At 46.6% G+C, this 24,899-nt stretch carries 18 protein-coding genes and 1 tRNA gene; 16 read left to right on the plus strand and 3 right to left on the minus strand.

Translation table 11 applies throughout. The annotated features are described in order from the left end of the window. Nucleotides 1-11 precede the first annotated feature (11 nt). The gene (locus tag AC27N8_RS14595; RefSeq protein WP_487068112.1) at nucleotides 12-3,350 is read left to right on the plus strand and encodes a glycosyltransferase family 39 protein; all 3,339 of its coding nucleotides are present in this window, start codon (nucleotides 12-14) and stop codon (nucleotides 3,348-3,350) included. A 203-nt stretch (nucleotides 3,351-3,553) separates the two neighbouring features. Beyond that, on the plus strand, nucleotides 3,554-4,858 hold the full coding sequence (locus tag AC27N8_RS14600; RefSeq protein WP_487068113.1) for a hypothetical protein: 1,305 nt from the start codon (nucleotides 3,554-3,556) through the stop codon (nucleotides 4,856-4,858). Nucleotides 4,859-5,025: 167 nt separating this feature from the next. On the opposite strand, the gene AC27N8_RS14605 is transcribed toward AC27N8_RS14600, so the two are convergent. After that, complete coding sequence (locus AC27N8_RS14605) at nucleotides 5,026-5,745, minus strand: hypothetical protein (protein WP_487068114.1); 720 nt, start codon at nucleotides 5,743-5,745, stop codon at nucleotides 5,026-5,028. Nucleotides 5,746-6,215: 470 nt separating this feature from the next. Here AC27N8_RS14605 and pgmB point away from each other — a divergent pair, with 470 nt between their 5' ends. From pgmB to AC27N8_RS14670, 13 genes are all read left to right on the plus strand, one after another. Beyond that, nucleotides 6,216-6,866, plus strand: a complete 651-nt coding sequence (pgmB, locus tag AC27N8_RS14610; RefSeq protein WP_487068115.1) for a beta-phosphoglucomutase — start codon at nucleotides 6,216-6,218, stop codon at nucleotides 6,864-6,866. Nucleotides 6,867-6,920: 54 nt separating this feature from the next. Continuing rightward, the gene (locus tag AC27N8_RS14615) at nucleotides 6,921-9,143 is read left to right on the plus strand and encodes a glycoside hydrolase family 65 protein (RefSeq protein WP_487068116.1); all 2,223 of its coding nucleotides are present in this window, start codon (nucleotides 6,921-6,923) and stop codon (nucleotides 9,141-9,143) included. A gap of 308 nt (nucleotides 9,144-9,451) precedes the next feature. After that, nucleotides 9,452-9,528: transfer RNA gene (locus AC27N8_RS14620), tRNA-Glu, on the plus strand. Between the two features lie 438 nt (nucleotides 9,529-9,966). Next, on the plus strand, nucleotides 9,967-10,350 hold the full coding sequence (locus AC27N8_RS14625) for a cupredoxin domain-containing protein (RefSeq protein WP_487068117.1): 384 nt from the start codon (nucleotides 9,967-9,969) through the stop codon (nucleotides 10,348-10,350). A 225-nt stretch (nucleotides 10,351-10,575) separates the two neighbouring features. Continuing rightward, nucleotides 10,576-11,211: a hypothetical protein gene (locus AC27N8_RS14630; protein ID WP_487068118.1), complete on the plus strand. Its 636-nt coding sequence runs from the start codon at nucleotides 10,576-10,578 to the stop codon at nucleotides 11,209-11,211. Between the two features lie 274 nt (nucleotides 11,212-11,485). Continuing rightward, on the plus strand, nucleotides 11,486-11,992 hold the full coding sequence (locus tag AC27N8_RS14635; protein WP_487068119.1) for a (2Fe-2S)-binding protein: 507 nt from the start codon (nucleotides 11,486-11,488) through the stop codon (nucleotides 11,990-11,992). Between the two features lie 109 nt (nucleotides 11,993-12,101). Beyond that, nucleotides 12,102-12,968, plus strand: a complete 867-nt coding sequence (locus tag AC27N8_RS14640) for an FAD binding domain-containing protein (RefSeq protein WP_487068120.1) — start codon at nucleotides 12,102-12,104, stop codon at nucleotides 12,966-12,968. Nucleotides 12,969-13,029: 61 nt separating this feature from the next. Then, nucleotides 13,030-14,133 carry an aminopeptidase gene (locus AC27N8_RS14645; protein ID WP_487068121.1) on the plus strand — a complete coding sequence of 368 codons (1,104 nt, stop codon included), beginning with the start codon at nucleotides 13,030-13,032 and terminating at the stop codon, nucleotides 14,131-14,133. 152 nt (nucleotides 14,134-14,285) lie between these two features. Then, on the plus strand, nucleotides 14,286-15,143 hold the full coding sequence (locus AC27N8_RS14650) for an AAA family ATPase (protein ID WP_487074696.1): 858 nt from the start codon (nucleotides 14,286-14,288) through the stop codon (nucleotides 15,141-15,143). Nucleotides 15,144-15,145: 2 nt separating this feature from the next. After that, nucleotides 15,146-16,510 carry a vWA domain-containing protein gene (locus tag AC27N8_RS14655; protein ID WP_487068122.1) on the plus strand — a complete coding sequence of 455 codons (1,365 nt, stop codon included), beginning with the start codon at nucleotides 15,146-15,148 and terminating at the stop codon, nucleotides 16,508-16,510. Between the two features lie 36 nt (nucleotides 16,511-16,546). Further along, nucleotides 16,547-16,864: an XdhC family protein gene (locus AC27N8_RS14660; RefSeq protein WP_487068123.1), complete on the plus strand. Its 318-nt coding sequence runs from the start codon at nucleotides 16,547-16,549 to the stop codon at nucleotides 16,862-16,864. Between the two features lie 57 nt (nucleotides 16,865-16,921). After that, nucleotides 16,922-17,674 (plus strand): XdhC family protein, encoded by a 753-nt coding sequence (locus AC27N8_RS14665; protein ID WP_487068124.1) that lies wholly within the window; start codon nucleotides 16,922-16,924, stop codon nucleotides 17,672-17,674. 287 nt (nucleotides 17,675-17,961) lie between these two features. Further along, nucleotides 17,962-19,335 (plus strand): LCP family protein, encoded by a 1,374-nt coding sequence (locus AC27N8_RS14670; protein WP_487068125.1) that lies wholly within the window; start codon nucleotides 17,962-17,964, stop codon nucleotides 19,333-19,335. 134 nt (nucleotides 19,336-19,469) lie between these two features. Here the strand turns inward: AC27N8_RS14670 and AC27N8_RS14675 are convergent, their stop codons facing one another. Beyond that, nucleotides 19,470-20,507 carry a homoserine dehydrogenase gene (locus tag AC27N8_RS14675; protein WP_487068126.1) on the minus strand — a complete coding sequence of 346 codons (1,038 nt, stop codon included), beginning with the start codon at nucleotides 20,505-20,507 and terminating at the stop codon, nucleotides 19,470-19,472. Nucleotides 20,508-20,518: 11 nt separating this feature from the next. Then, nucleotides 20,519-22,834, minus strand: coding sequence for a murein biosynthesis integral membrane protein MurJ (murJ, locus tag AC27N8_RS14680; protein ID WP_487068127.1), 2,316 nt, complete (start codon nucleotides 22,832-22,834; stop codon nucleotides 20,519-20,521). A 406-nt stretch (nucleotides 22,835-23,240) separates the two neighbouring features. Between murJ and AC27N8_RS14685 the strand changes: the two genes are divergently transcribed. Then, nucleotides 23,241-24,305, plus strand: a complete 1,065-nt coding sequence (locus AC27N8_RS14685) for a mannose-1-phosphate guanylyltransferase (RefSeq protein ID WP_487068128.1) — start codon at nucleotides 23,241-23,243, stop codon at nucleotides 24,303-24,305. The last annotated feature ends 594 nt before the right edge of the window (nucleotides 24,306-24,899 follow it).

The following is a 24,899-nucleotide window of genomic DNA, read 5'->3' on the forward strand; positions in this document are numbered from 1 at the left end:
GGAGAAAGGTTATGAGCGTAACATCTTCAGAAAGAAAAAATGTCATTCTGTCACCGCATAGCAAGCTACCGATACAAGCCATGCGACGCATGAGACAACATCTAGCCAGTTTCATGTTATGGTGTTGTCTTTTCCTTGCCTGTACAGGTACCAGCTGGTTTGCATATCAATACTTTTTCGTGCCACAAGTCACGACCTATACACCCTCGTGGAGGGACGCACGTTGGATACAACCCGTAGATATCACATCCCCAGTCGCCTATTATCGCTACATGACTAACTTCAATGCCGTACCTGATAATGCGTACATCATGCTCACTGCCAATCAAGTGTTTCGTATCTACGCAAACGGCACATTTATTGGTACAAACGCACAAGATTTTGTCATCGGTGATACGCCAAGAACCTACATGTTTGATATCGATTCAGTACTGACCACAGGCACAAACGCCATCGGTATCCGCATCGTTGATGCGGATAAGCAAAACCCCCAACTACGCGCCATTATCGGGACCACCTGGGGAGAGAGCAGCCATTACATCGGCACCAATGCCAGCTGGCATGCCACAGGACAAACAGTGCTAGCTCATCCACGCAATGCAGCCAATCCTTATAGCTGGACGCTACCTGCATTCGACACGACACAATGGCGGTCAGCACAACTCGTTACACCAATCCCAACCACGAATCCACTTCTCGCAGTGAATCCGATCATCTATACCTACCCACCACCGCAGCACTGGCTCAGCGCGAATGGCGCACAAGATGGCTACTTTGTACATCAAATAAATCTACCAGCACACAGAGAAAAGATTTTTCTGCGTATGGTTGCAAATGGAATTGCGAATGTTTTTATCAATGACCATCAATACATACAATGGAGCGGCCAACCGCCCGTACCTGATATGACAGTAGCAGATTCACTTGATACTACAGGTCTCCCAGTTGTGTATCGTAAAGGACTGATTACAGGGGTCTACGATGTCACACCGTATCTGCATACAGGTATAAACACAATTGCAGTGCATGTACAATCGCCGGGAATAAGTACGGCGAAGGTCGGACTGGATACGTTGAAGAGTGCGTTATCAATGGACCTTCTCATGAGCAACGGACCCTCAACACAGAATTTGCTCGCCAACGACAGAGGCTGGCACGTCTCCAACCAGGCAAGTACACAGTGGACACGAGCCAATAGTGCTATATTACAGTGGCCTGCACCTATTCCTGTCGAGCGTCCAGGAGCCAGCAATACCTTCTACCTTCCCAATACTAGTACCACACTCAACGTCCAAATAATGCCGCCTATGTTGATTGCTGAAACGCTTGTCTATAGCTTAATCGCCATCCTGATTGTCTGGATGGGCATGGCATTCATATTGCTACGACGATTTTATACCTCTCGTCGAGCGGCTTTTGAAGCAGCCTGCTTGATCTTTTTACCAGCATTGACGATTGAAGCCTTACTGATAGCGCTCTCCAGAGAGCCGCTCTTAGCGCAACCATTTCCTTACACGCGTTTCTGGGGATTATTCCTCATCTTCGTCGTTGGCTGTAGCGCCATCACCCTCTGGTTTCATGCCCATAAAACACACAGCTTACGGCTAGCCAGAGCAACGCGCCAACCAGAGGTTATCAGTGATGATTTAAGTTATCTGATAGATGATGAAGAAAGGCTTCAACAATCATCGTCAGAAAGCACTCCTCAGCAGTGGAAACAACGCCTGCTCGCCTGGTCACGCCAAAACTGGGGCCTGTTTATTATTCTGCTGCTAGCTATTCCAATGGTATGCTATAACATTGGCTATGAACCATTCTGGCAAGATGAACTATCCAGCTATAATGCAGCGAAGAGCATTATCACCCAGGGCATTCCGACCTTTCCATCAGGGTTCATTTATCCGAAAGGAGAATTATTCTCCTACCTGTTAGCCGCCATCATGTCCATCTTTGGTACGGCGGGACAGGTAATACCACGTACACTCAGTCTGGTCGAATACTTAGTGAGTATTCCTCTGTTTTACCTGATCACACAGAAACTCTTCAATCGCAAAATCGCCTGGTTAGCGACAGCGATGCTAGCTTTTTCCCCATATACATTGATATGGTCGCGTCAGGTGCGGATGTACGAGCAAGCCCAATTTATGGTCATCATCGTCGTCTACATGCTATACCGAGCGCTTCAACTGCGCGAAAAAAAGCGCCCTGCATACCTGGCATTGCTCTGTCTGCTACTGGCATACTTTAGCCATGAAGAGAACTTCATTATTCTGCCGGCTGCACTCTGTTGCGGCTTACTGGCGACACGCGCGGGACCTTATGGTATTCCGTGGATACTTCGTAAGAAGCACTGGTGGATTCCATCGTTGATCGTCTGTGCACTGATCATCAGTCAACTACTCGTTGTCTTCTGGACACATCCACCCACCTTCTCAACTGATCAGAGCCGCCAGCCACAAATTGGACCGAGTTTTAATAATCTACCATACTACTTTGGAATACTCTTCCAAATGAGAACACTCAAAATCAGCATCGCTCCCTGGTTACTAACCCAACCCTGGTTGATTATCAACTCGCTCCTGACGGTCTCAGGTTGTATCCTGGCCTTTCTACGCAAGGATCGCCGTCCACGCTATTGTGCGCTCTTCTTATTGATTGCCAGCGGCACGCTTATTCTCATGTTTACCATGCAAGCAGATCGCTACTACTATCCATTGCTTCCGCTCTACTATATGATGGGGGCCTATGCTTTCTGGAGTATACTCGACCGCATCTGGCAGTTTGCGAAACCGCACCTCATCTTCAAGCATAGCATGACCAATACCAATCCACGAGCATCACTCCCTGTGCGCATTATCATGATGTCCATGGCTGCACTTCTGCTTGCCAGTGTGCTCATCTTTCCGGCACTACCGTTGAGCAATTACAACCAATTCATCAGCAGGACACTGGGCTTAAATTATCGGCATCACTACGCGGATTACGATCACGTTGGTCAGTATATGAAAAGTCACCTTCGCAAAGGAGATATCGTCGTCACAGTCGCGCCAGCGGTCTCCATCCTCTACTACGTCGGTCAGGTTGACTACTACTTCTCAATTGATCGTGCCCTGTTTTTGATAGAAAACAACAAACAGATCATTGAAACGACATCTGGAGCTCATCCAATGCTTAATCAGCAAGAATTTCAGAATGTGCTGGCGAATAATAGCCGCGTCTGGTTAATCACCGACAATGGCGGCTATCAGGGTGGTGTAACTAAAAATAGTCGTTTCATCTTTCCTCCTCAGGACTTTCGTATGGTGTATGAAGGCTATGGATCGGCAATCTACTTCCGGAGTGACAACTAATATTCAGGGAGTAGATGCCGATATATAGAATCAATAGCCATGCGAAGAAGGCTATATGCATCTTTAGAAACTTTGCTTTCTCGCTTTGAGAGGTCCTAAACGTATTGCAGAGCTTCTCAAAGTGGGAAACCGAGAAGAAGAGCTAGCATCCTTTTCTTCCAGACCTATCACTATATGAAAAGGAAGAGAAAGTAGGTAATCGCATGCAGCAAACAACTCCAATGGCTGAGTTACCTGTTGCTAATTTTCCGCCATCAAATACCGATGGCTCAGCACAAGCATCTCGTCCACCGCTTGTTCCGCCCAATAAGCAAGTAGAGACCGATCGTGTCCGGGCTTATCTACTCTTATGGCTCACCTTTGGCATTTTTTTTGCATCGACCGGGGCAGGAAAGCTTTGGGATCGTTACTGGCATGCCACAGTACGCTTCGATACTTTCTGGTCTCCCCCACATTTCTTTGTGTTTGTCATGACTTCAATGACAGGATTGCTGGTTGCGTTTATTGCGTTCAATCCACGCTTACGTGGCTGGTATGGACCTGGTATCCGTTTTCCATTCCTCCCATTTGAAATTGCTGGCTCCCTTGTCATCCTTGGCGGTGGTTTAGTCGCCCTGACTATCACTATCATCTTTGATAATTTCTGGCACTCTACCTACGGGCTGGATGAGACACAGTGGTCAGTTCCACATTGTATGCTTGGTTGGTCATGGCTGACAGTCATCCTCGGTTTCGTAGCTGCTCGTCTGGCATTTCGCAAATATTATCCTACCCACTGGATTACCAACCTCTTTATGGCATTACTGATCTTAGAATTTCTCTGCCCCGCTGTGCTGGGACCATTTTACTTGATGTATTCCCCACACCTCGTCAATGCGCTCAAAAATATCCCCATTGTCCGCACAGAGCCATCGATACAACACATGTATCGCATTTATGAGCATTTCGCACTCACACGTCAAACCCATCCACTTTATATACCCATTGCGGCCATCTTTGCAGGTACAGCCATCATGCTACTACGCCGCCTTGATGCTCGTAAACGTGTCTTCTTGCTTGCACCCTTTCTCTGGTCACTGCTTATCATGGGACGTGACTGGTACACCATCTACTTTTTACACTACGGCGGTGCAAAAAAAATCGTCGACATTTTCCCGATTCTTCAGAGGGAACCATCGCTTTGGATACCTATTCCACTTTTTATAGCCGTCCTCATCTACACCATCTTAAGCTACAGCAGCTTTAAAGAAAACCGCATACTCATATTGACGGGTATCATCTTCGGCATCGGCACATTTGCAATCTGGCACGCCAGCCCATGGATGATTCTCTTAGCCTTACCGGCAGGCGCTACTTTGCTCTTTGGAGCGTGGTTAGGCAACTACATCTATGACATGATAGAAAAGCCTCGCCTGGACACTCTCGTGCACTTTCTGCTGGCGACCTGTGCCCAGATACCAGCCACCCTGGGCATTATCGATCTGTTTATGCGCCGCGCGACGCCTTAATCATACGCTTAAAAGTAGCCCATAAAAAACTTCCTATCCCAACGAGATAGGAAGTTTTTTATGGATCAAAGCAACCTGATATTTTTTATGAAGTACTTGTGCAAGATCCATGACCAGACTGAGGTCTTTGTATAAAAGATTCGTCATAAGACAACTATATCTAATGACTATTTTCCTGCGAGCTTCGCATATAATCCAGTCTGTGACACATAGATGTCGTAGGTCTTATTATCTGCTGGCTCAAAGACAGCATTGCCATAGGCGGCATCCACAAAAGGCGATGTCCAGGCCTGCTTGTAGACAGATTTAAAAAAGTCACCCGAACCTCCATTTAGTTCGACAACTGTATGCTGGGATGTTCTCTCCAGGTCAGGATCACTATATTGTCCTTCTAAACGTGTCAGCTTAAAACTCGAATGAATCCCAAAAATATTCATCCATGAAGGGAATTTAATCATGTTACATTCTAATAACCATTGATCCCCATTCATTTGAAGCGTCTTATTTGAGGTTGCTTTTCCATCACTATCCAGCGTAGTCAGATGGACAACCATATGATTAGGATCGTTATCAAACGTGGTTGCCTGCACTTGTGCCACCTTCACATCATTCGTAAGTCCCAGATAACTTTGAATCGCCACCGTGAGCCATAACAAACTGATCGCGGCCACCAATAACAGTATGCCACCTGTGCCGCGCTTCCAGCGTACTTCGCGCCGACGCTTTCTCCAGCGTCGATAGCGTTTTCCATACTCGTCTTCAAAAATCTCCTCTTCTCGTCTGCCGCCGAGCAGCCCCATCAAAGACGAGATGAGTAGACCAATTCCTATCACCAACAGGACAAATAATAATATTTGTGGCCCACCAATCTGTAAAGGTGTTGTCATCAAAAATTCTCCAATCTTGCGAATTGCGTTCCATTTCATTCAGATAAGTCAATGAATCCAGATTATTCCAACAATGTCTCTCATCAATACTATACGATTAAAACATTCTTTTCAGTTCAAGACACTTTGATAGGTAGAATGACATATCCTCTTGACATGATTTACCGCAATTGGCCTCACAGGCATCGATGCTTATATAAAGATAAACGTAGTCAGACGCTTAATCTCCCATCAAGCCAGCACTTTATGTCCACTTCCTAAAAATGCACGGCAGCACAATTCTGGCATATCGACTATTTTATAAGAGTTATCGTATAATAAATACTTTAGAGCATCTTGAGGGGACTGATATTTTCAGCTTATCTGTTGTCCACACTTTCAGCTCTTCAACGTTTAAAGACTAGGGGGCAAAAGTCCCTCATCACAGCATGCATATTTCAAAATCCCTACGGTACCGAAAGGAAAATTTTATGCCTATAGTAAAAGCCATCTTGTTCGACCTTGATGGAGTCCTCACCGATACGTCAGAATATCACTATCGTGCCTGGAAGCAGCTTGCAGACGAAGAGGGTATTCCCTTTACCCGCGAGGAGAACGATGCACATCTTCGTGGTGTAGGACGACGAGAATCGATAGGATATATTATCCGTAATCACAAGTATTCAGAAGATCAGATACAAGCTATGATGCAACGTAAAAACGATTATTATAACGAACTGATTAAGACCATGACTCCGAGCGAATTAATTCCGGGTGGTAAAGCATTACTACAAGAAATACGCCAGGCCGGGATCAAATCGGCAGTGGCATCAGCCAGTAAAAACTGTCAGACGGTACTTGAGCGCCTGGAAATTATCGATCTCTTCGATGGCATCGCCGATGGCAACAGCATAGTCAATAGCAAACCTGCTCCTGATATATTTATCTATGCAGCTGGTCTGGTAAAGACACCTGTTATCAATTGTTTAGGCGTCGAAGATGCAGATGCCGGCATCGAGGCGATCAAAACAGCGGGGATGTATGCCTTAGGTATTGGGCCTAAAACTAGATTTCAGCGTGCTGATGAAATCCTCGCGAGTATGGAAAATGTCCATTTAAAAGATCTATTACCACATGAATAATTACCTGCACAAGGTACTCTTTTGTAAAAAAGACGAAAGTAGAAAGGTTGTGAAGTGGGAAATCTCTGGCAAGTAAGCGAAGATTCCTTTAACACCAATCTCAAACAAATCCGCAGTCAAGAAACCGCATTCACGATTGGCAATGGCTATTTTTGTACCCGCGGTGCCTTCGAAGAAGGCTATCCGCATGAGACTGCGGCGACTTTACTCTTTGGTGTCTTCGATACCGTTCCCATCGCGAAAGAAGAGCTGGCTAACGTTCCTAATTGGATAGGGATTAAGTTATTCGTCAATGGTGAACGCTTCAGACTAGATAAAGGGAAGCTACTGGCATATACACGTACTCTTGATATACAAACAGCGGTACTGCATCGTGACGTCCTTTGGGAGAGCCCGACAGGCGTACGTGTCAGGATCTCGAGTGATCGTTTTGCCAGTCTGGCTGATGAACATCTAGGTATCATTCGCTATACAGTCACCTTAGAAGAATCGCCTAAGAATCATCCGGTGGAGGTAATATTGCGTTCCAGTTTCGATGTTGGAGTAGGCAACTATGACCTGATGCACTGGAATACGCAAGATCAAGGACACACATCAGATCTACTCTGGTTACAAAGTGAAACGAAACACACCCAGGTTGCTCTGGCCCAAACGATGAGCTTTACAACTGACACTCCCGACGTACAAAAAGAATTTATCGACTCAGATGGCGCTCCTGCGATCCATCTCACCTGTACACTCGCCATGGGAGCATCATTGACCGCCGAAAAAACAGTCATGATGTACACTTCTCGCGATGCTGATGACCCATTGTATGTAGCAACCACACATCATCAGCAGCTACTCAACACTGCCGACAAAAACGTCCCTACAAAAAAAAATACAGATTTTGTGTATGAGTCACAACTCGCTAAACAGCAGGAAGCCTGGAAAGCATATTGGCAGCAGGCTGATGTACTTATCGAGGGAGATGATAAAGCACAAATTGGTATGCGCTATAACATTTATCAGTTGCGCATCAACGCCTCAGATCATGATAGCCGCTACAGTATAGCTGCCAAAGGTCTCACAGGATTCGGCTATCGGGGACATGTTTTTCACGATACTGAAATTTTCATGTTACCGTTCTTCACCTATATACTTCCCAAACTCTCACGTGACCTCTTACTTTATCGTTACCATCTTTTGCCAGCGGCACGAAAAAAAGCCGCCAGCAATGGTTACAAAGGAGCGCAATATCCCTGGGAAAGTACTCTCAATGGAGAAGAGACCACTCCACCCTCCATCATTCATCCTGAAACGGGAGAACTCATCCCTGTACTTAACGGATTTATCGAGCTGCATATTACCTCCAGTATTGCACATGCCTTTTGGGAATACTGGCAGGTAACTGGCGACGACGATTTTATGCGTGACTACGGAACTGAGCTACTCTTAAGTACCGCTCTCTTTTGGGACAGTCGTGTAGAGAAGAACGAGCAGCACCACAACTATGAGATCTCCAACGTTATCGGACCAGATGAATGGCACGAGCATGTCAACAATAATGCTCATACGAATACCATGGCCCAAAATAACATCCAAAAAGCTCTCATCGCGCTCAAATGGCTCAAAAAAGCAGAACCGACCAAGGCCGCAGCGCTCACCAAACAGCTCGATCTAACAGAAGAACGTCTGGCCCATATGCAAGATGTCCAGGAGCATATCAGAGTTCCCATCAATCCTGACACTGGCCTGATTGAACAATTTGATGGCTTCTTTAAGCTCCCTAAACTCGACCTGGATAAATATAAGGGGCGCAAAGATTCCTATCAAGGTATTCTGGGTGTCGAGAACGTCCAGAAGTATCAGCTCGTCAAACAGGCCGATGTCTTAATGCTTCTGACGATGCTCCGGCAGGAGTTTGATAAGCGTACCAAAAAGATTAACTGGGATTATTACTTTCCCATCACCGATCATGACTATGGATCTTCATTGACGCCAGCCTTACATGCGATTCTTGGCAGCGAATTAGGCCATGTTGACGAGGCATACCACATGTTTATGAAAGGAGCATTAGTAGATCTCGAAAATCTGCGTGGAAATACGCCTGAAGGTATTCATGCAGCCTGTGCAGGAGCAGTCTGGCAAGCGGTAATTTTTGGCTTTGCTGGACTACGTGTGACAGACACTGGATATACGACATCTCCTCATTGGCCCACTGGCTGGAAACGTATCGCCTTCCAGTTTAAGTATAAAGGAGAAACGATCAGCGTCGATCTGCGCAATTCAGCATAATTGTATCAGTCCATACATTTCGGCATACACACAATGAGCAGTCAGGATGGTAATCTCTATTGAAGCCAATCACCCTGACTGCTCTCTAAAAACTCTGGCTTAAAGGATATTACAGCTCATCATATTAGCGCAACGAAATCAAGCGACCAGGATAAAATTGCGTTATTAGTCAGTAGGACAGAGCCACCAGTTCATGAGTTGAATAGCCAGATGATACCATCAAACTGTTGACAAAAAAACAGAGACAGGTATAATATAGATAGCGAGTTATACTCCCTTACGACACTGGGAGTAGAGAATCAGACTAAGGCGCATTCGTCTAGCGGTCCAGGACATCGCCCTCTCAAGGCGGAGATCACGGGTTCAAATCCCGTATGCGCTACCAGCACAAAAAACAACCTCCATCAACTGATCTTGTTTTTTTGTATCGCCTCTTTCCCACGATCGTATATGCTGGACGGGTTCATACAGAAAACCTGATATACCGTTATAAAACACGCATCATCTCTCCATCATCTTTGTCAAAGCAAGCGATTTTTTGCTATAGATATATAAGACACCTGGAGAGAGACAAAGCCAGATCGACAAATTAAACGTTATAGACTCGTGAGAAGATAACATAGAGCGACCATCCAGGCGGGCGGAGACATTTGTTAGCCAATAATGCTAGGAATTATTTTTTCTTAACAAACAGCGACCTATCTCTTTGCTATATTGGTGACATTTTGCTATAGTAGGAATGTCCCCTGACAGGTTACTCTTGTCATTATCGCAAACTCATGGAGACGAACAGATTTCTCAAGGAGGACTCCAAAAGAACGTTATGAATAGAAAGATCCTATTCGGCCTTTTAGCCTTTACGCTTATCACCGTTTTATTCTCAGCCTGTCGTGTCATCGATGCTGATACTATACCCAAAAACCCTGCTGTGCATATGGGCGCAGCTACGTTTCTCGTGCCCTCAGTCACCATCAAAAAGGGTGAGAAGCTCGATATTGTTGATGACGTAGCAGTAACCCATATCATTAAAAATGGTACGTGGAACGGTGCAACCCCTGATAATACAACCGAGCCAGGTGCTCCAACGGTAAATCTATCATTCTCTGGTAGCGATACCATTGCAGTTGGTCCATTCAACCAGACTGGCACATTTAAATTATATTGCACCATCCACGGTGGCATGAAAGTCTCAATCATCGTCCAATAACCGCAAAAGAGACCTTGTATCTTACAAGAAAAGAGTAGCGCTTCATATCGAAACCCATGCTCTTTTCTTGTACATCCATCCCCTCCATTTCAAAACGCTTCATCACACATCGAGAAAATGCCATAGTACTTTTTTAGCTGATAGAGCACAAATAGCAAGCCTTACACATATGATATGCTATACTAACCATCAGTAATGTAAGTTTTATGAGGGTGATAGCAATTTATGCAACAAGAAAACGCACAAAAACCACAAAAAAATAGATCTTTCGTCTCGCTCTCTTTTAAATATGGGTTTATTTTCCTCCTTCTCATGTTGAGCATCATCCTTGTCGCCTGTGGGGCCAACAGCAATGGTAGTACTGCGGTCGGTGCCGGTGCAACCGCTACTCCTAAAGCCACTACAACGATGATTAATTTTAACAAAATCAACCAGGTCAGCCCCACCCCGGCACTTCCCGCTCAGTGGTGTGGACTCTGGGTTACAAACGAGTCTCCAGCCTACAACGCTGGTGGCAGCATTCCTATTTATACGAAATTTGTCAAACAACAAGATGGCAATCCAGTAGGTATTGGTGGCGCATCAGTAAGCATTCAAATCCAATGGGGAGATTACACAACATCCCCGTTGACAGCAACGACAACTGCTGATGGGTTAGGAATATCATATGCTTCTATGGCTGGACACGCAGGAGCAATCAATAAGCTGTCCTTGATTACTGCTACATTCAACTCAGGAAGCGTCACATGCTCCGTAGGTAGCGATCGACCAGGCTCATTTGCACTGACGATGGGCGTCTCTGCTACTAAGGCACCAACAACGACAAATGGAAATAACCCTGGCCATGGCAAAAATCCATAATCTCAATACAGGATAGTAGAAGAAAAAAGCGCTCTCAACGATAATTCCGAGAGCGCTTTTTCTTGCACTGATGCATCTCATTTTTTCATTGACATCCCAACCCTGCGTGTGCTACGCTTTTTCTGTTAATAGAAATCACTTTTTATTTCCCTCACTCATCTCTAGGAAAGCGTATCAAGCTCTTTTCTTAGCGAGAGTGTGTATAGAAATAGAGAGCATCCACTTTCTACTTGATGAAACAAGGCACAACTAGCAGAGGTAAAGGGTACTATCAATGCCGACGAAACGTTCAATCACCATCACAGTTAATGGTCAGCAGCATCAAACAGAGATCGAGCCTCGTATGCTACTTGCCCATTATTTACGTGACGTGTTAGATCTAACCGGAACACATATCGGTTGCAACACCTCACAATGTGGCGCATGTGTTGTTCTGCTCAATGGTGAGGCCGTCAAATCTTGCACTGTTCTGGCCGTTCAAGCGGACAATAGCGAAGTGACCTCCATTGAAGGACTAGCACCCGAAGGCAGCCTCCATCCCATTCAAGAAGGCTTCTGGGCCAAACATGGCTTGCAATGTGGTTTCTGCACACCCGGGATGATCATGGCTTCCTATCAACTACTTAAAAACAACCCTCATCCCACTGAGACCGAGATCCGCAAAGGGTTAGAAGGCAATATCTGTCGCTGTACTGGCTATCAAAATATCGTACGGGCCGTTCAAGATGCCGCAGAACATATGAGCCCTGGGAATGTAGACCCGGTTCATAGCGGAGATTAGCTTCAGATTTTCATCACAATCTTTCGTTATTTTTCTCAACTATCTCTTTATGTCCTTTTGTGTGATGATCAGATAGTCAAGAGCAACCCGTAGAAAAGAGGAAAGAAGTATGTCTGTACCAACGGCATTCGATTATCATCCAGCGCAATCGGTAGAAGAAGCAATCGCGCTCTTGCAGCAATACGGTGACGAGGCAAAAATTCTCGCTGGAGGTCACAGCTTGATTCCAGCCATGAAACTACGCTTATCGCAGCCGGAGCACCTGATCGATATTGGAAAAATCACAAGCCTGGCATACATCAATCAAGAACAAGACATCATCACTATCGGGACACTAACATCCTACAGGCAGGTAGAACAAGCAGAAATTTTACAACGCTACTTCCCCATTCTCCCAGAAGGAACCTCAATGATTGGGGATCAGCAGGTACGCAATCGCGGCACAATTGGAGGCAGTCTTGTCCACTCTGATCCAGCAGCCGATCTGCCTGGAATTATCCTTGCGCTCAAAGCCACACTGGTAGTTCAGGGTCCCACAGGAACGCGTACTATTCCGATCGATGACTTCATTGTTGATACATTTACCACATCCCTGGAACCCGATGAACTTCTGATTGAATTACGCCTACCATTGCCAGCTGCTCATACATACTCAGCATATGAAAAGCTGGCCAACAAAGCCTCCCACTACGCCATCGCTGGTTGTGCCGCAGTGATTACGCTCGATGAAAACAATATCTGCGCTGCTGCCAGCATAGCCATTACCGGTTCAACCACCTACACGCTACGCGCCAGCGCGGTTGAAGAGGCACTATTAGGGAAGGTCCTCGACGAAACCACCATTGCTGAAGCCAGCAGTCACGCCGCCGAGGGAGCAGAGATTGTGGCAGATATTCATGGATCAGAAGAGTATCGACGTCAGATGACCGCTGTCGTCACACGCCGTGCCATCACACGTGCGCTGGAGCGACGCTAACAAGCCAGGATGCTCAGGGGCAATGGATAAGGTATTTAATCACTGAAGGGATTACAATTGTATGCACGATATTCGTATTGACCGTTGGGCTCATACGCTAGTCCACTATTGCTTATATCTTAAAGAAGGTGATATTCTCTCTATCCAGGCCACACCATTGGCAGCCCCTCTCATAGAGGCAGTTTATCGTGAAGCTCTACTCGTAGGAGCGCATCCAATCCCCCTGATCGAGCTAGAATCGCTGAACGAAATCCTTCTGCGTGAAGGCAATGACAGTCAATTAACTCAGCCATCTCCGCTAGCACAAGCGCTGGCGGAGAAAGCCAACGCTCGTCTGAGGATTCAATCGAGCAGTAATCCCAAGGCACTCAGTAATATCCCTCCAGATCGAAGTGCGAAACGTCGTCAGGCAGATTACGCGAATGCCAATCTTTTTCGTCAACGCGAGCAGCGGGGAGATTTTCGCTGGTGCGGAACCCTATATCCGACCACAGGCTATGCGCAAGAAGCCAATATGTCACTCAAAGAATTTGAAGAATTCGTTTTTGATGTCTGCTTTCTCAACGATCCCGACCCTATTGCCCGGTGGAAAGAACTCGGCAGGGAGCAGCAACGCTTTGTCGACTGGCTGGTAGGTAAAGAAAAAGTTCATTTGATCAGCGATGGAACTGACCTGACTCTCTCTATTAAAGATCGCATTTTTATCAACAGCGACGGCAAGCGCAACTTCCCAAGCGGTGAGTTCTTCACGAGCCCTGTAGAAAACAGTGCGAACGGAGTTGTTCAATTTGATATTCCTGCCAGCTATGATGGACATGCGGTTGAGGGTGTACGTCTGGTCTTCAAAGATGGACGTGTTGTTGAAGCCAGCGCCCGTCAAGGCGAAGCATTTCTCCAGCAAATGCTCGATCTGGATGCTGGATCACGCTATCTGGGAGAATTTGCCTTCGGGAATAATGTGGGAGTCACCCACGCTACCAAGCAGATCCTATTTGATGAAAAAATGGGTGGCACAGTCCATATGGCTCTTGGGGCCAGCTATCCAGAGACAGGAGGACGCAACCATTCCGCGCTTCACTGGGATATGATTTGCGATTTGCGTACCTCCGGTGAAGTATGGATTGACGATGTGCTCTTCTTAAAAGATGGCACAGTTTTAGTATAATTGTTGCAGCCAGACATTGTCACGCGTGACAACTATAGCTTACAATAAGAGAGATTTCACTTTTTAAGCACACTTTTTTATCCATCTGGAGGCTTACGTTGGAGCAGGCACAATTTAACAATCTGGCAACTATTGAAGATGTACAGCGAGCCATGCTTGCGCAGCATTATATTGCCGACCGCAGTCTGGCTACAGCGATCTATCTCTCACTCAAGCGACGTAAGCCACTGCTGCTGGAGGGGGAGCCGGGCGTTGGGAAGACAGAGATCGCCAAGATACTCGCATCTCTGCTCGACACGCGTCTGATCCGTCTACAATGCTATGAGGGCATCGATGTCAATACCGCTGTTTACGAATGGAACTATACGCGACAGATGCTCCACATCCGCCTCTTAGAGACCACACAGGCCACGCAAGGGAACGAGATGAAAGAGATCTTCGGTCCCGACTTTTTGATGCAACGTCCACTCTTACAGGCTATTGATCCGGCCAACCTGAAAGCGCCAGTCTTACTCATCGATGAGTTGGATCGTAGCGATGAGGAATTTGAAGCCTATCTGCTTGAGCTCCTCTCAGACTTTCAGATTACTATTCCTGAAATCGGAACCATCCAGGCCAAAGAGCCACCATTTGTGATCATTACATCGAATCGCACCCGTGAGATTCATGATGCGCTACGTCGCCGTTGTCTTTATTACTGGATCGATTTTCCTACCCTGGAGAAGGAATATCAGATCATTCTAGCGCGCATGCCAGAAGCGCCAGAGCGCTTATCGCAACAGGTCACACATTTTGTACATGAGCTACGCAACCTGGAACTATATAAAGCTCCGGGCATTTCAGAAACCCTCGATTGGATGAGTTCGCTGCTGGCGCTTGATCAACAGGAACTGACCGAGGGAGCAATCCGCGATACACTTGGAGCAGTGCTCAAATATCAAGACGATATTCTGAAAGTAGGCGGACTCGACATCAAGAAGATACTTCAGAAGATACAAGGAGCGTTATAGCTATGGATGCGTCTCTACCAGGTGGTGATACGCCATCTCAGACCTCAGTAACAACAGGTCAGGAGATCGAACGTGGTGAGCGCTTATTATATCGCCTGACCGAGTTTGGCCGTTTGTTATGGGAATCTGGTATCAACGTCGGTCCCCATCAATTACTTGATCTGGCGGAGACGTTGAACAGCATTGATATTACCAACCAGGAAGATTTCTACGCCACGCTGAAATGCAGCCTGCTTACTCGCCATGAGCAGGAACCCATCTTCAATCAGATGTATCAATATTTCTGGTTTATGCGCTCCAATCTGGAAAAAAAAGCGGAGAATTCCAATAGTAGTGGAGTAAAACGCAAAGAGCAACAATTACGACTCCCACCTTCTGAACGTAAGCGACTGGCGGAACATCTCAAATTGAGCGAGGCGCGCAAGGAATTGCGCGGTGAAACGCGTCCCAATGAGCGCCAGCGCTATCCCGATGAGAAAAAGGATGATGCAGACGACGATCGTGGAGATCCTCAAAGAACCGCCTACAGTGCGATTGAGCAGCTACGCAAAAAAGACTTTGAGAACTATACCTGGGAAGAGATCCAGGAGGCCAAGCGTCTCATGGCAGAAATGCATTGGAAACTAGGACAACGCATGACACGCCGGAAAGCTCCTGCCCGCAAAGGTTCTTATCCAGACATGAGGAGAATGGTCAGACGCAATCTCAAATATGGTGCGGAGATGATTGAATTGACATGGCGTGAAAACAGGTACAAACCACGCCCACTCGTTATCATTTGCGACATCAGTGGATCAATGAGCCTCTACTCGCGACTCTTGCTACACTTCATCCACACGATCTCAAATGGTCTTATGAACGTCGAAGCATTTGTCTTCGGCACGCGCCTCACACGTGTGACGAGACAGCTCAAGAAGCGCGATGTAGATGACGCAGTTCGCGATGTCACGAGCCTTGTCCAGGACTGGTCTGGGGGCACGCGAATCGGTGATGCCATTCATGTATTCAACTACCACTGGGCCAAACGTGTACTGGGTCGTGGAGCCGTCGTCTTAATTATCAGCGATGGATGGGATCGTGGCGATGCCGATACTCTCCATCAGGAGATGGATCGCTTACAGCGTAGTTGCCATCGCCTGATCTGGCTGAATCCATTATTGGGCTCGCCAGACTATCGTCCGCTCACGATTGGTATGAAAACATCATTACCTTTCATCGACAATTTTTTGCCTTCACATAATCTGGATAGCTTGATAGATTTGGGACATCTTCTCTCCTCTATTGACGATAGCCGCCCTGATCGTAGTGAAGCAGCACGACGTAAAGCGGTAAAAAGTTGGAGTAAACCAAAACCAGGATTCAACTAGGTTCTATTCTTTACATACTCATTGGAGGTCACACAAATGCGCGACGTATTACCAGATATCGAAAAATGGAAAACTCAAGGAGAGAGAGTTGCACTGGCAACTGTTGTCAGCATGGCCGGATCAGCGCCGCGCTTACCCGGAGCCAAACTTGCCGTCAGCGAAAAGGGTGAAATAACTGGCTCTGTTAGTGGAGGATGCGTTGAGCCAGCAGTCATTCAGGCTGCGATAGAGGTTATAAAGGATGGACATCCTCAGATGCTGGAGTTCGGTATCAGTGAAGCTGAAAATATCGAAAAGATTGGTCTCGCATGTGGAGGCACTATTCAAGTTTTCGTTGAACGTCTGGATTGGTAGTAGATATATGCTCTCTTCTCATGGGGGTAGTTACATGCAAAAGGTAGGAGCGAGTCGATGAGTGGACTCTACGAAAAACTTCACGAGGCATTAGAGCAAAACAAGGCCATTGCTGTTGCTACGGTGGTCCAGGATAGCGCATATTTCGGCGCTAAAATGCTTGTGTACCCTGATGGTACAACCGATGGAACTCTGGGTCATCCCCAACTAGATACACAGGCCAGTGTCGATGCAGCACAAGCGATCTGGAAAAGCACAGCCAGGATTTATAGCTACACAATCGACAACAATAGCCAGTCAGACGCATATCAGCACATCAACGTCTTTATCGAAGGCTTCTCACCCCCATCCGAACTCATCATTGTCGGAGCGGGGCACATAGCTATTGCCCTCAGCGGCTTCGCAAAATTGCTCAACTATCGCGTCGTGGTCATCGATGCCCGCTCAGCCTTCGCAACACCTGAACGTTTCTCCGCCGCCGATGAGCTCATCATTGCCTGGCCGGATGAAGTTTTGGAGAAAAGGACACTTTATCCGTCTACATCTGTAGCAGTTCTAACCCATGATCCAAAATTCGACGAGCCAACGCTCAAAATCCTGCTAGCACGCCATAGCGGCTATATTGGAGCTATTGGTAGCCGTAAAACCAGCCAGGAACGTGCAGAGCGGTTAAAAAATCTGGGCATCACCGATGAGCAACTCAGTCATATTCATGGCCCAATCGGCTTAAATATTGGAGCTACTTCTCCAGAAGAAATCGCTCTGGCTATTATCGCAGAAATTGTTGCTTACAGTCATGGAAAACTATAGGAAAACATGGTGTGAATGTAGTACCTCATTAGTATCAATGATTACTAGAAGTAAAATGATGAAACTTCTTTATCTCTCATTCGTCTTTATGTAAGAGCCTATATACTCTGCTTTTACGATTATGTGGTCCCGGCGACAAGGAACCATACGATAACGGTATTCCTCCAGTAGACGCTAAAAAGGGGTTCTCAAAGACTTGCTCGCCATGCAAAAATGACTTTGCAGACCGTATACTAACGATAAGCTCTATCCTATATAAGATAATGATCTCAAGTAAAGGATAAAAGATGTCAGATAAATTCTCTCGGCCGGATGATTCGGAGGGCAATCCTCCTTATCCACCTCAGCAGGGACAAGGGGCGCAAGGAAAACTGATTCTTGGCAGCTTTCAGCAACAGCCACCGCAAGCACCAGGGCAGCATGCACAACAACCTCGCGGTAGACAACCTTATCCGCCGCAACCTGATCCCCGGCAACCCTATCCTCCCCAATCTGCTGGGAGGCCACCTTATCCACCACAACAGCAACAGCCTGGATATGGACCAACGCAGAATCAGCAACAACACGGATATGCGCCACAAGGGACACCATCATCCTATCCATTCCAGCAAGCAAATCAGTATCGTGGTCCCGGTAAACCTCGCAAGAAGAGAAGCAAGCGCAGAATCGGCTGTCTGGCCGTACTAATCATCCTTCTTGTGTTGGGTGTAACAGGTTTTTTGACTGCGCAAAAAGTGCTGGCCTTCGGCTCAGCAATCTCAACCAAATCGCCGCTCAGCACCCAGACGGGCTATATGACTACCGGCGATCGAACTAATCTTCTTATTATGGGATACGGCGGTGGTGATCACGATGGAGCCAACCTGACAGATTCTCTCGTTGTTGCCAGTATGATTCCATCGACACAACACACATCACTCATCTCCGTTCCACGTGATCTCTGGGTTCAAAATCCTGAAGGCTCAAATAACTATACAAAAATTAATGCTGTCTATGCAGTAGCATCCTCTAATGGACAAAACCGCGTTGTTGGAGCCGATGCGATGGCAACCAAGATGTCGCTTGTAACCGGTTTGAACGTAAAAGATTGGATGATGATCGATTTTAGTGGTTTTAAAGATTTTATCAATTCCATCGGTGGCGTTGATGTCTATGTACCGGACTCATTCAATGCTTGCTATCCCAAAAATGATGATGCAGCCAAAGATGCAAGTTGGATTAAGGTCCAATTCAACAAAGGCCAACAACACATGGATGGAGCAACCGCCATCGAATATGCCCGTGCTCGCGAACCAGTAGAAGCATGCGGTATGGGAACATCTATCAACCAGGCAGAGCTTTCAGACTTTGGTCGTTCGGCACGCCAGCAAATTATCATCAAAGCTGCACTTGGAAAAGTGCGCAACATCACAACCTGGCCCAGCCTCTTGAATGCTCTCACCAGCCTACAAAAAACCATCTACACAAACATCTCGTTTGCTGATCTGGCGCTGTTTGCCAGCAAAATGGATCTCAATGATCCACATACAGCACGCATCGGCCTGAGTACTGATAACGTGATGGATTTTTCCACTGCCGATGATGGAGAATCTATTGTCATTCCTCAAGGGAACAACTGGGGGCTGATCAAAACGTATATCAATAGCAAGCTTTATAACTAGCCAGGCTAGCATCTAGCATCTATCAGCTATGTGCACATAGACACATATCAACCTATAGATACAGGGCGATTGATATCCAGTCAGGAAATGGATATCAATCGCCCTGTATCTATCTCTTCAGAAACAACGATTTTCTACAAATTTTTGCTAATCGCGACCAGATCTGCCAGCAACCCTTGACCGGTCTCCAGACGCCCGGCCCCAGGGCCACTAATTGTCACAGATGAAAGTGAGTCGGTATAAAAAGTAATCGCATTCATTGTTCCATCCAGATGAGCCAGAACATCTGTCAGAGGTAAAGCCATAGGTTCAACCCTAGCGGCCAGTGGTACATCGCCAACGCCACGCGTCAGTGAGGCGACTAATTTGATACGTTTACCTGCTTGCTTAGCTTGTTGGATTTGTTCACTGGTAACGGAAGTAATGCCTTCTCGATAAACCTGCTCTGGTTTGAGAGTATGCCCAAACACTAAAGCAGCCAGGATCAGAGTCTTTGCCACAACGTCATATCCCTCAACGTCGGCAGTAGGATCTGCTTCAGCGCATCCCTGAGCCTGAGCCTCAGCAAGCACGTCAGCATAATTGCGTCCTTGAACCATCGCGCTTAAAATATAGTTTGTCGTTCCATTGAGAATACCACGAACGGCCAGCACATTTACTCCAGCCATTCCCTCTCGAATCGTACTCAACACAGGCGTCCCGGCCATGATAGTCGACTCCATACGCAACTGCACGCCATGTTTATCAGCCAGTGCAAAGAGCTCATTAGCAGCCAGTGCTGCGGGACCCTTATTGGCCGTCACCACATGTATCCCAGAGGAGAGGGCTGCACGAATGTGGCCAAGACCCGGCTCTGCATCCCGTAGATTCGTCCCTGTAACCTCAGCCAGAACATTACTGTCAGATGCCATTAATCCTTGCAGAGGGCTCTCATAATGCTGCACGTCGCGATGATGAGTCAGAGGAAGACGCTCTGCTGCCAGATCAAGCAATCTGGGAATATCAAGTCCCTCTGCACAATAAATAAAGCCATCACGACTATTCGCGACGCCAACCAGCGAGATATCTACATCAAAATCTTGACGCAATAATTCTCGCTTGGCATGTAACAGTTCGGCCAGCCCCTGACCAACGGCTCCAAAGCCAAGAATTGAGAGACGTAATTGTTTCATAATCCAACAACCTATATCCACGATAATTTGAGGCGATCCAGAATGCGTTTAAAAGAGCCCAACTCTTGGATACCCATACGACGAGAGATACGAATGTACACAAACAAGCCAACGAATGCCTCTATACCAAGCTTAACCATCGCCTCTATAGTTCCAACCAGACCAGTGGATTGGGCACTGGTCGTATTCAAAATATGGTCAAGTAACTCGCGCACGATAAAGACTACAATCGCCATGATCAAAGAAGCCACTAAAACTCGTCCTATGAATTTTAACATTTCCTTCGTCTGCATCTCTCCGATACGTTGATCGAGCAGCCAGAAGAGAATAGACGCCTCCAGGATGTTTGCTACCGAAGTTGATGCAGCCAGACCAGCCAGCCCCCATCCAGTTCCCCAAACAGCAGCATTCACTAAGATCAAGCTAAGTGCAATCTTGAATACAAATTGAGCAATACTTACAATCACCGGCGTCTTGGTATCGCGCATGGCATAGAAAGAACGCGTCAACAGTTCCACAGCACACAAACCAGCCATACCTATAGCAAAAGCTGCCAGGGGCAAGTACGTAGCCTGTGCGCTACTCAGATCATAGTGACCATGTTGGAGTAGCACCTGGATAACAGGCAGGCCTAAGACAATTAAGCCAATACTTGAGGGAATAGTAGTGTACAAAATATTGCGCAATGTTTCCAGGATGGTATTTCGCACACGATCAAAACGTCCCTTTGAAATATTCTCAGCCAGCGTTGGAAACACGGCCGTGGCTGGTGACAAGCCAAAAATCCCATAAGGCAACAGAACTAATTGAAAGGCCTGATAATACTGTGTGACACCTCCCCCGACACTTCCCATCACGATCGAAATTAAAGTACGATCGACAAATGTGGAAAGATAGACCATCGCGGAGTTACCGATACGCGGCCCCATCTGTTTAGCAATTTGCAAAATACCAGGATCACGCCAATCAAAAGCACGAGTATATTTCATCCCCACCTTTTTAAGGCCTGGTATCTGGACGCCAACCTGCAACGCAGCGCCTGCCACGACGCCCCATGTTGCCGCCTGAACGGCAAAAGAGGGATTGTTATGACCGGACAAAGCGAAAATCATACCGGGAACCATGCCCCCGATCAATCCTACATTATAGAGCACTGAGCCAATCGCCGAAGACTTGAAATCCTGTTGCGCATTTAGGATCGATGTCACAATGACACCGCTTCCCAAAATGATCGACTGCAATAACATGACACGTGTTAACGATGCAATGAGATCTAATTGTGCAGCTGTAGCGCCAACGTTATAGAGTGGGACAAGTTGACGGGCAAAAATGATCGCCAGGGTCGCAAAAATCACCATCAACACGATTGCCAGATTAAGCGCAGAGCTTGCGATATGCCAGGCTTTTTTGTCATCCTTTTCGCCCACCATATAATTGGTAAACACAGGAATAAAAGCAGAGCTTAGCGCTCCTCCTGAAACGATGTTAAAGATCAAATCAGGAACTAAAAAAGCTTGCAAATAAGCATCTGAGAAAGCTGTTGTGCCAAAAACATAAGCAAACATTGACGAACGTAGCAACCCCAAAATGCGGCTCGCGACAAAAGCAATTGTCAGGATCGACATTGCCCGACCCACATTCACTTTTTGCAACATACCCGTATCCTGGGCAGTCGCTGCTGCTGGTTGTAGACCACTCCCTGAGCCAACCGGTGGGCGTTTAGGAAGCCTCATACCTTCAGGAGGGAGCGTCGATGAGCGCACAGGAGCGACCTGATCTTCATCAAAGCCTGGTCGCGGAGGAAGAGAGATGCCTGGAGATAATTGCGCTGGAGTCTCAGGCAAAAGTGTCTCTTCACTTACTTGAGAGTTTGACGGGCCGCCCCCTTTCCAGGGAAACATAGCCGTCACATCTCCACCACGAATACGGCGCTGCTGACGACGCATACGCTCTTCACGTAGCTGTTGCAAACGCTCCTGTCTCAATTGAGCCATCGGTTGGGAAGGCTGTGGCACATCAAAATAATGATTTTCTGTACCTTGTCCGTACCCCAGCGTCATACCCATATCCTGGATCGGTTGTTGTGACTTTTCCTGATAACGCTGCTGATACTTTGCGATCCTACTCTCCGATGGAGACTGTGTCTGCTCCTCTGGAGGATTATTATGCGGCGCCTTCTGGGAAGATGAGGAAGACCGAGGGTGAGCTCCTGATCGAGACTGAGGCCTCAGTTCTGTTGCATCCTGGTCATACTGCCAGCCATAATATCCTTGCTGTTCCGATGGCCCCCGTTCAGGTGGAGAGCCGTGCTGTCCTTCGTTTTCCACGTTCTTCTCTATTGATACATTGCAACAAGTATAACAATCAATTCAATCACGTTTCCCCATAGCATTCGTGCGTCAAGCATACCATACTAACGATGTTCCTGACTAGAGGAGAAACTTCCTGGCGGATCCTCTCATACCATCATCCTTCAGGTATAATGAAAAGAGAGTTCTCTCTGATCAAATAGTTTTGTTATTTGACACAACCGACAAACACCGATACAATCCGACCATGCATCATACCTTCAGCCCCCTCTCCACCAACATCAAGCAAGTTGCAAAAAGTTATCATCGCTAAAGCGTGATAAAAAGGTGAGCTGAAACGTTCAATGGTCGACAAGAGTTTTTCTTAAGCAGGTCTTTCTATGACCTGGATTTGGTTATTTTTAAGGAGGCGTCATTTTTCATTATGAAACATCTTAACGCCGTCATCTTGGCTGGCGGTAGTGGAACGCGCTTATGGCCGTTAAGTACTCCCAGCTTTCCGAAACAATTCCTACCTCTTCCAAGTGGTTTAAGTATGATACAAGAAACATTGCTCCGAGTAGCACCTCTTGTAAAGACTGAACAATATTGGGTGGTAACGGGCAACAGTATGGCCGATCTCGTACAAGAACACTTACCAACCGTACTTGCAGGCCATATTCTGCGCGAACCCATGGGAAGAAATTCTGCTCCCGCTATCGCCTGGGCTGCTGCCACCATCGCTCGCGAAGACCCGGACGCCATTATGGCAATTTTCAGTGCAGATGCAGTCATTGCTGAAGTCGAAGCACTTCAACAGACACTCCAATTGGGATATCAACTGGCCGAACAAGGAAAACTTGTTACTATTGGTATTCAGCCAACCTCGCCTGAGACTGGATATGGCTATATTCGCTTTGCCGATGAGATTTGCCAGGACTTTGGATATCAAGCCTTCCAGGCAGAGCGTTTCGTCGAAAAACCTGATCTGGCCACAGCACAGAGTTATCTCGATGACGGACACTATGTCTGGAATGCGGGTATTTTTATTTGGAGCGTCAAAGCTATTCTAGCAGAGTTCCATCAGCATCTACCAGAATTGATCAACCATATCCAGACAATTGTAGAAGCGGCCCCTTCTGGTACCAGTAACCCATCACTCGAAACACTCTGGCCTGATCTGCAATCCATTTCAATTGATTATGGTATCCTGGAAAAGACAAAGAATCTTGCTGTGATTCCAGCCAATCTTGGTTGGAATGATGTTGGAAACTGGGAACAATATGGTGCTCTCTTCCCTGCTGATCACCTCGGCATTCGTGCGGTTGGTGCCCACATTGGATTAGATAGCCAGAATGTTATTGTATATAATAACACTTCACGTAGAATTTACACTGTTGGTATGCAAGACATTGTTATCGTAGAAATGGATGACATGACAGTTATCTGTCACAAAACACAAGTTCAACGTGTTAAAGAATTGGCAGAACAGTATCAAAAAACGCGTTAAACCAACGCATCCGTTATTCGCATTATCTATAGATCAAATGGCACTGTGAAGCTTATTGACAACTGCATTACAGTGCCAGCCTCCTCAATCTGTGCAAATTTACAGAATAGCCCTACATATCCAGAGGCCTCAAATTGAGCTTTGTTTGCCCTATCTCTCTGAGCATCGCGTATGTTATAATTATTAGAAGATTGGTAGTACCTCAGACAATAAAGGAGTTTGCCATGACGCCCCCCCAATATGCTGTGTCCTGTAGTTATGTAGTAGAACTACAATGAGACCACTCCTGAACATGATACTTGCTGCATCAGCTCGCTATACTCGGCAGCTAACTCTCTCATTATCATGACTCACACATCTCCATCGTGCCACACGGAAAGGTGCTCGCCATGAGATATAAAGCGACACAATATGACGGGATTCATATACAATTTCTTACGACTATGATAGACTTTGAACGCTACGTCCAATCAGCCCTTTAGGATAGTGGTAGCACAGTAGGAATGCCTCGTTAGCAGAAGAACCCACTGCATGTGACTACTATTATGAACAACTTTCTGGTAACAATAACATCTCATTTGGCCATCAGAGACA

The sequence above is a fragment of the Dictyobacter sp. Z7_2 genome, assembly GCF_057551105.1.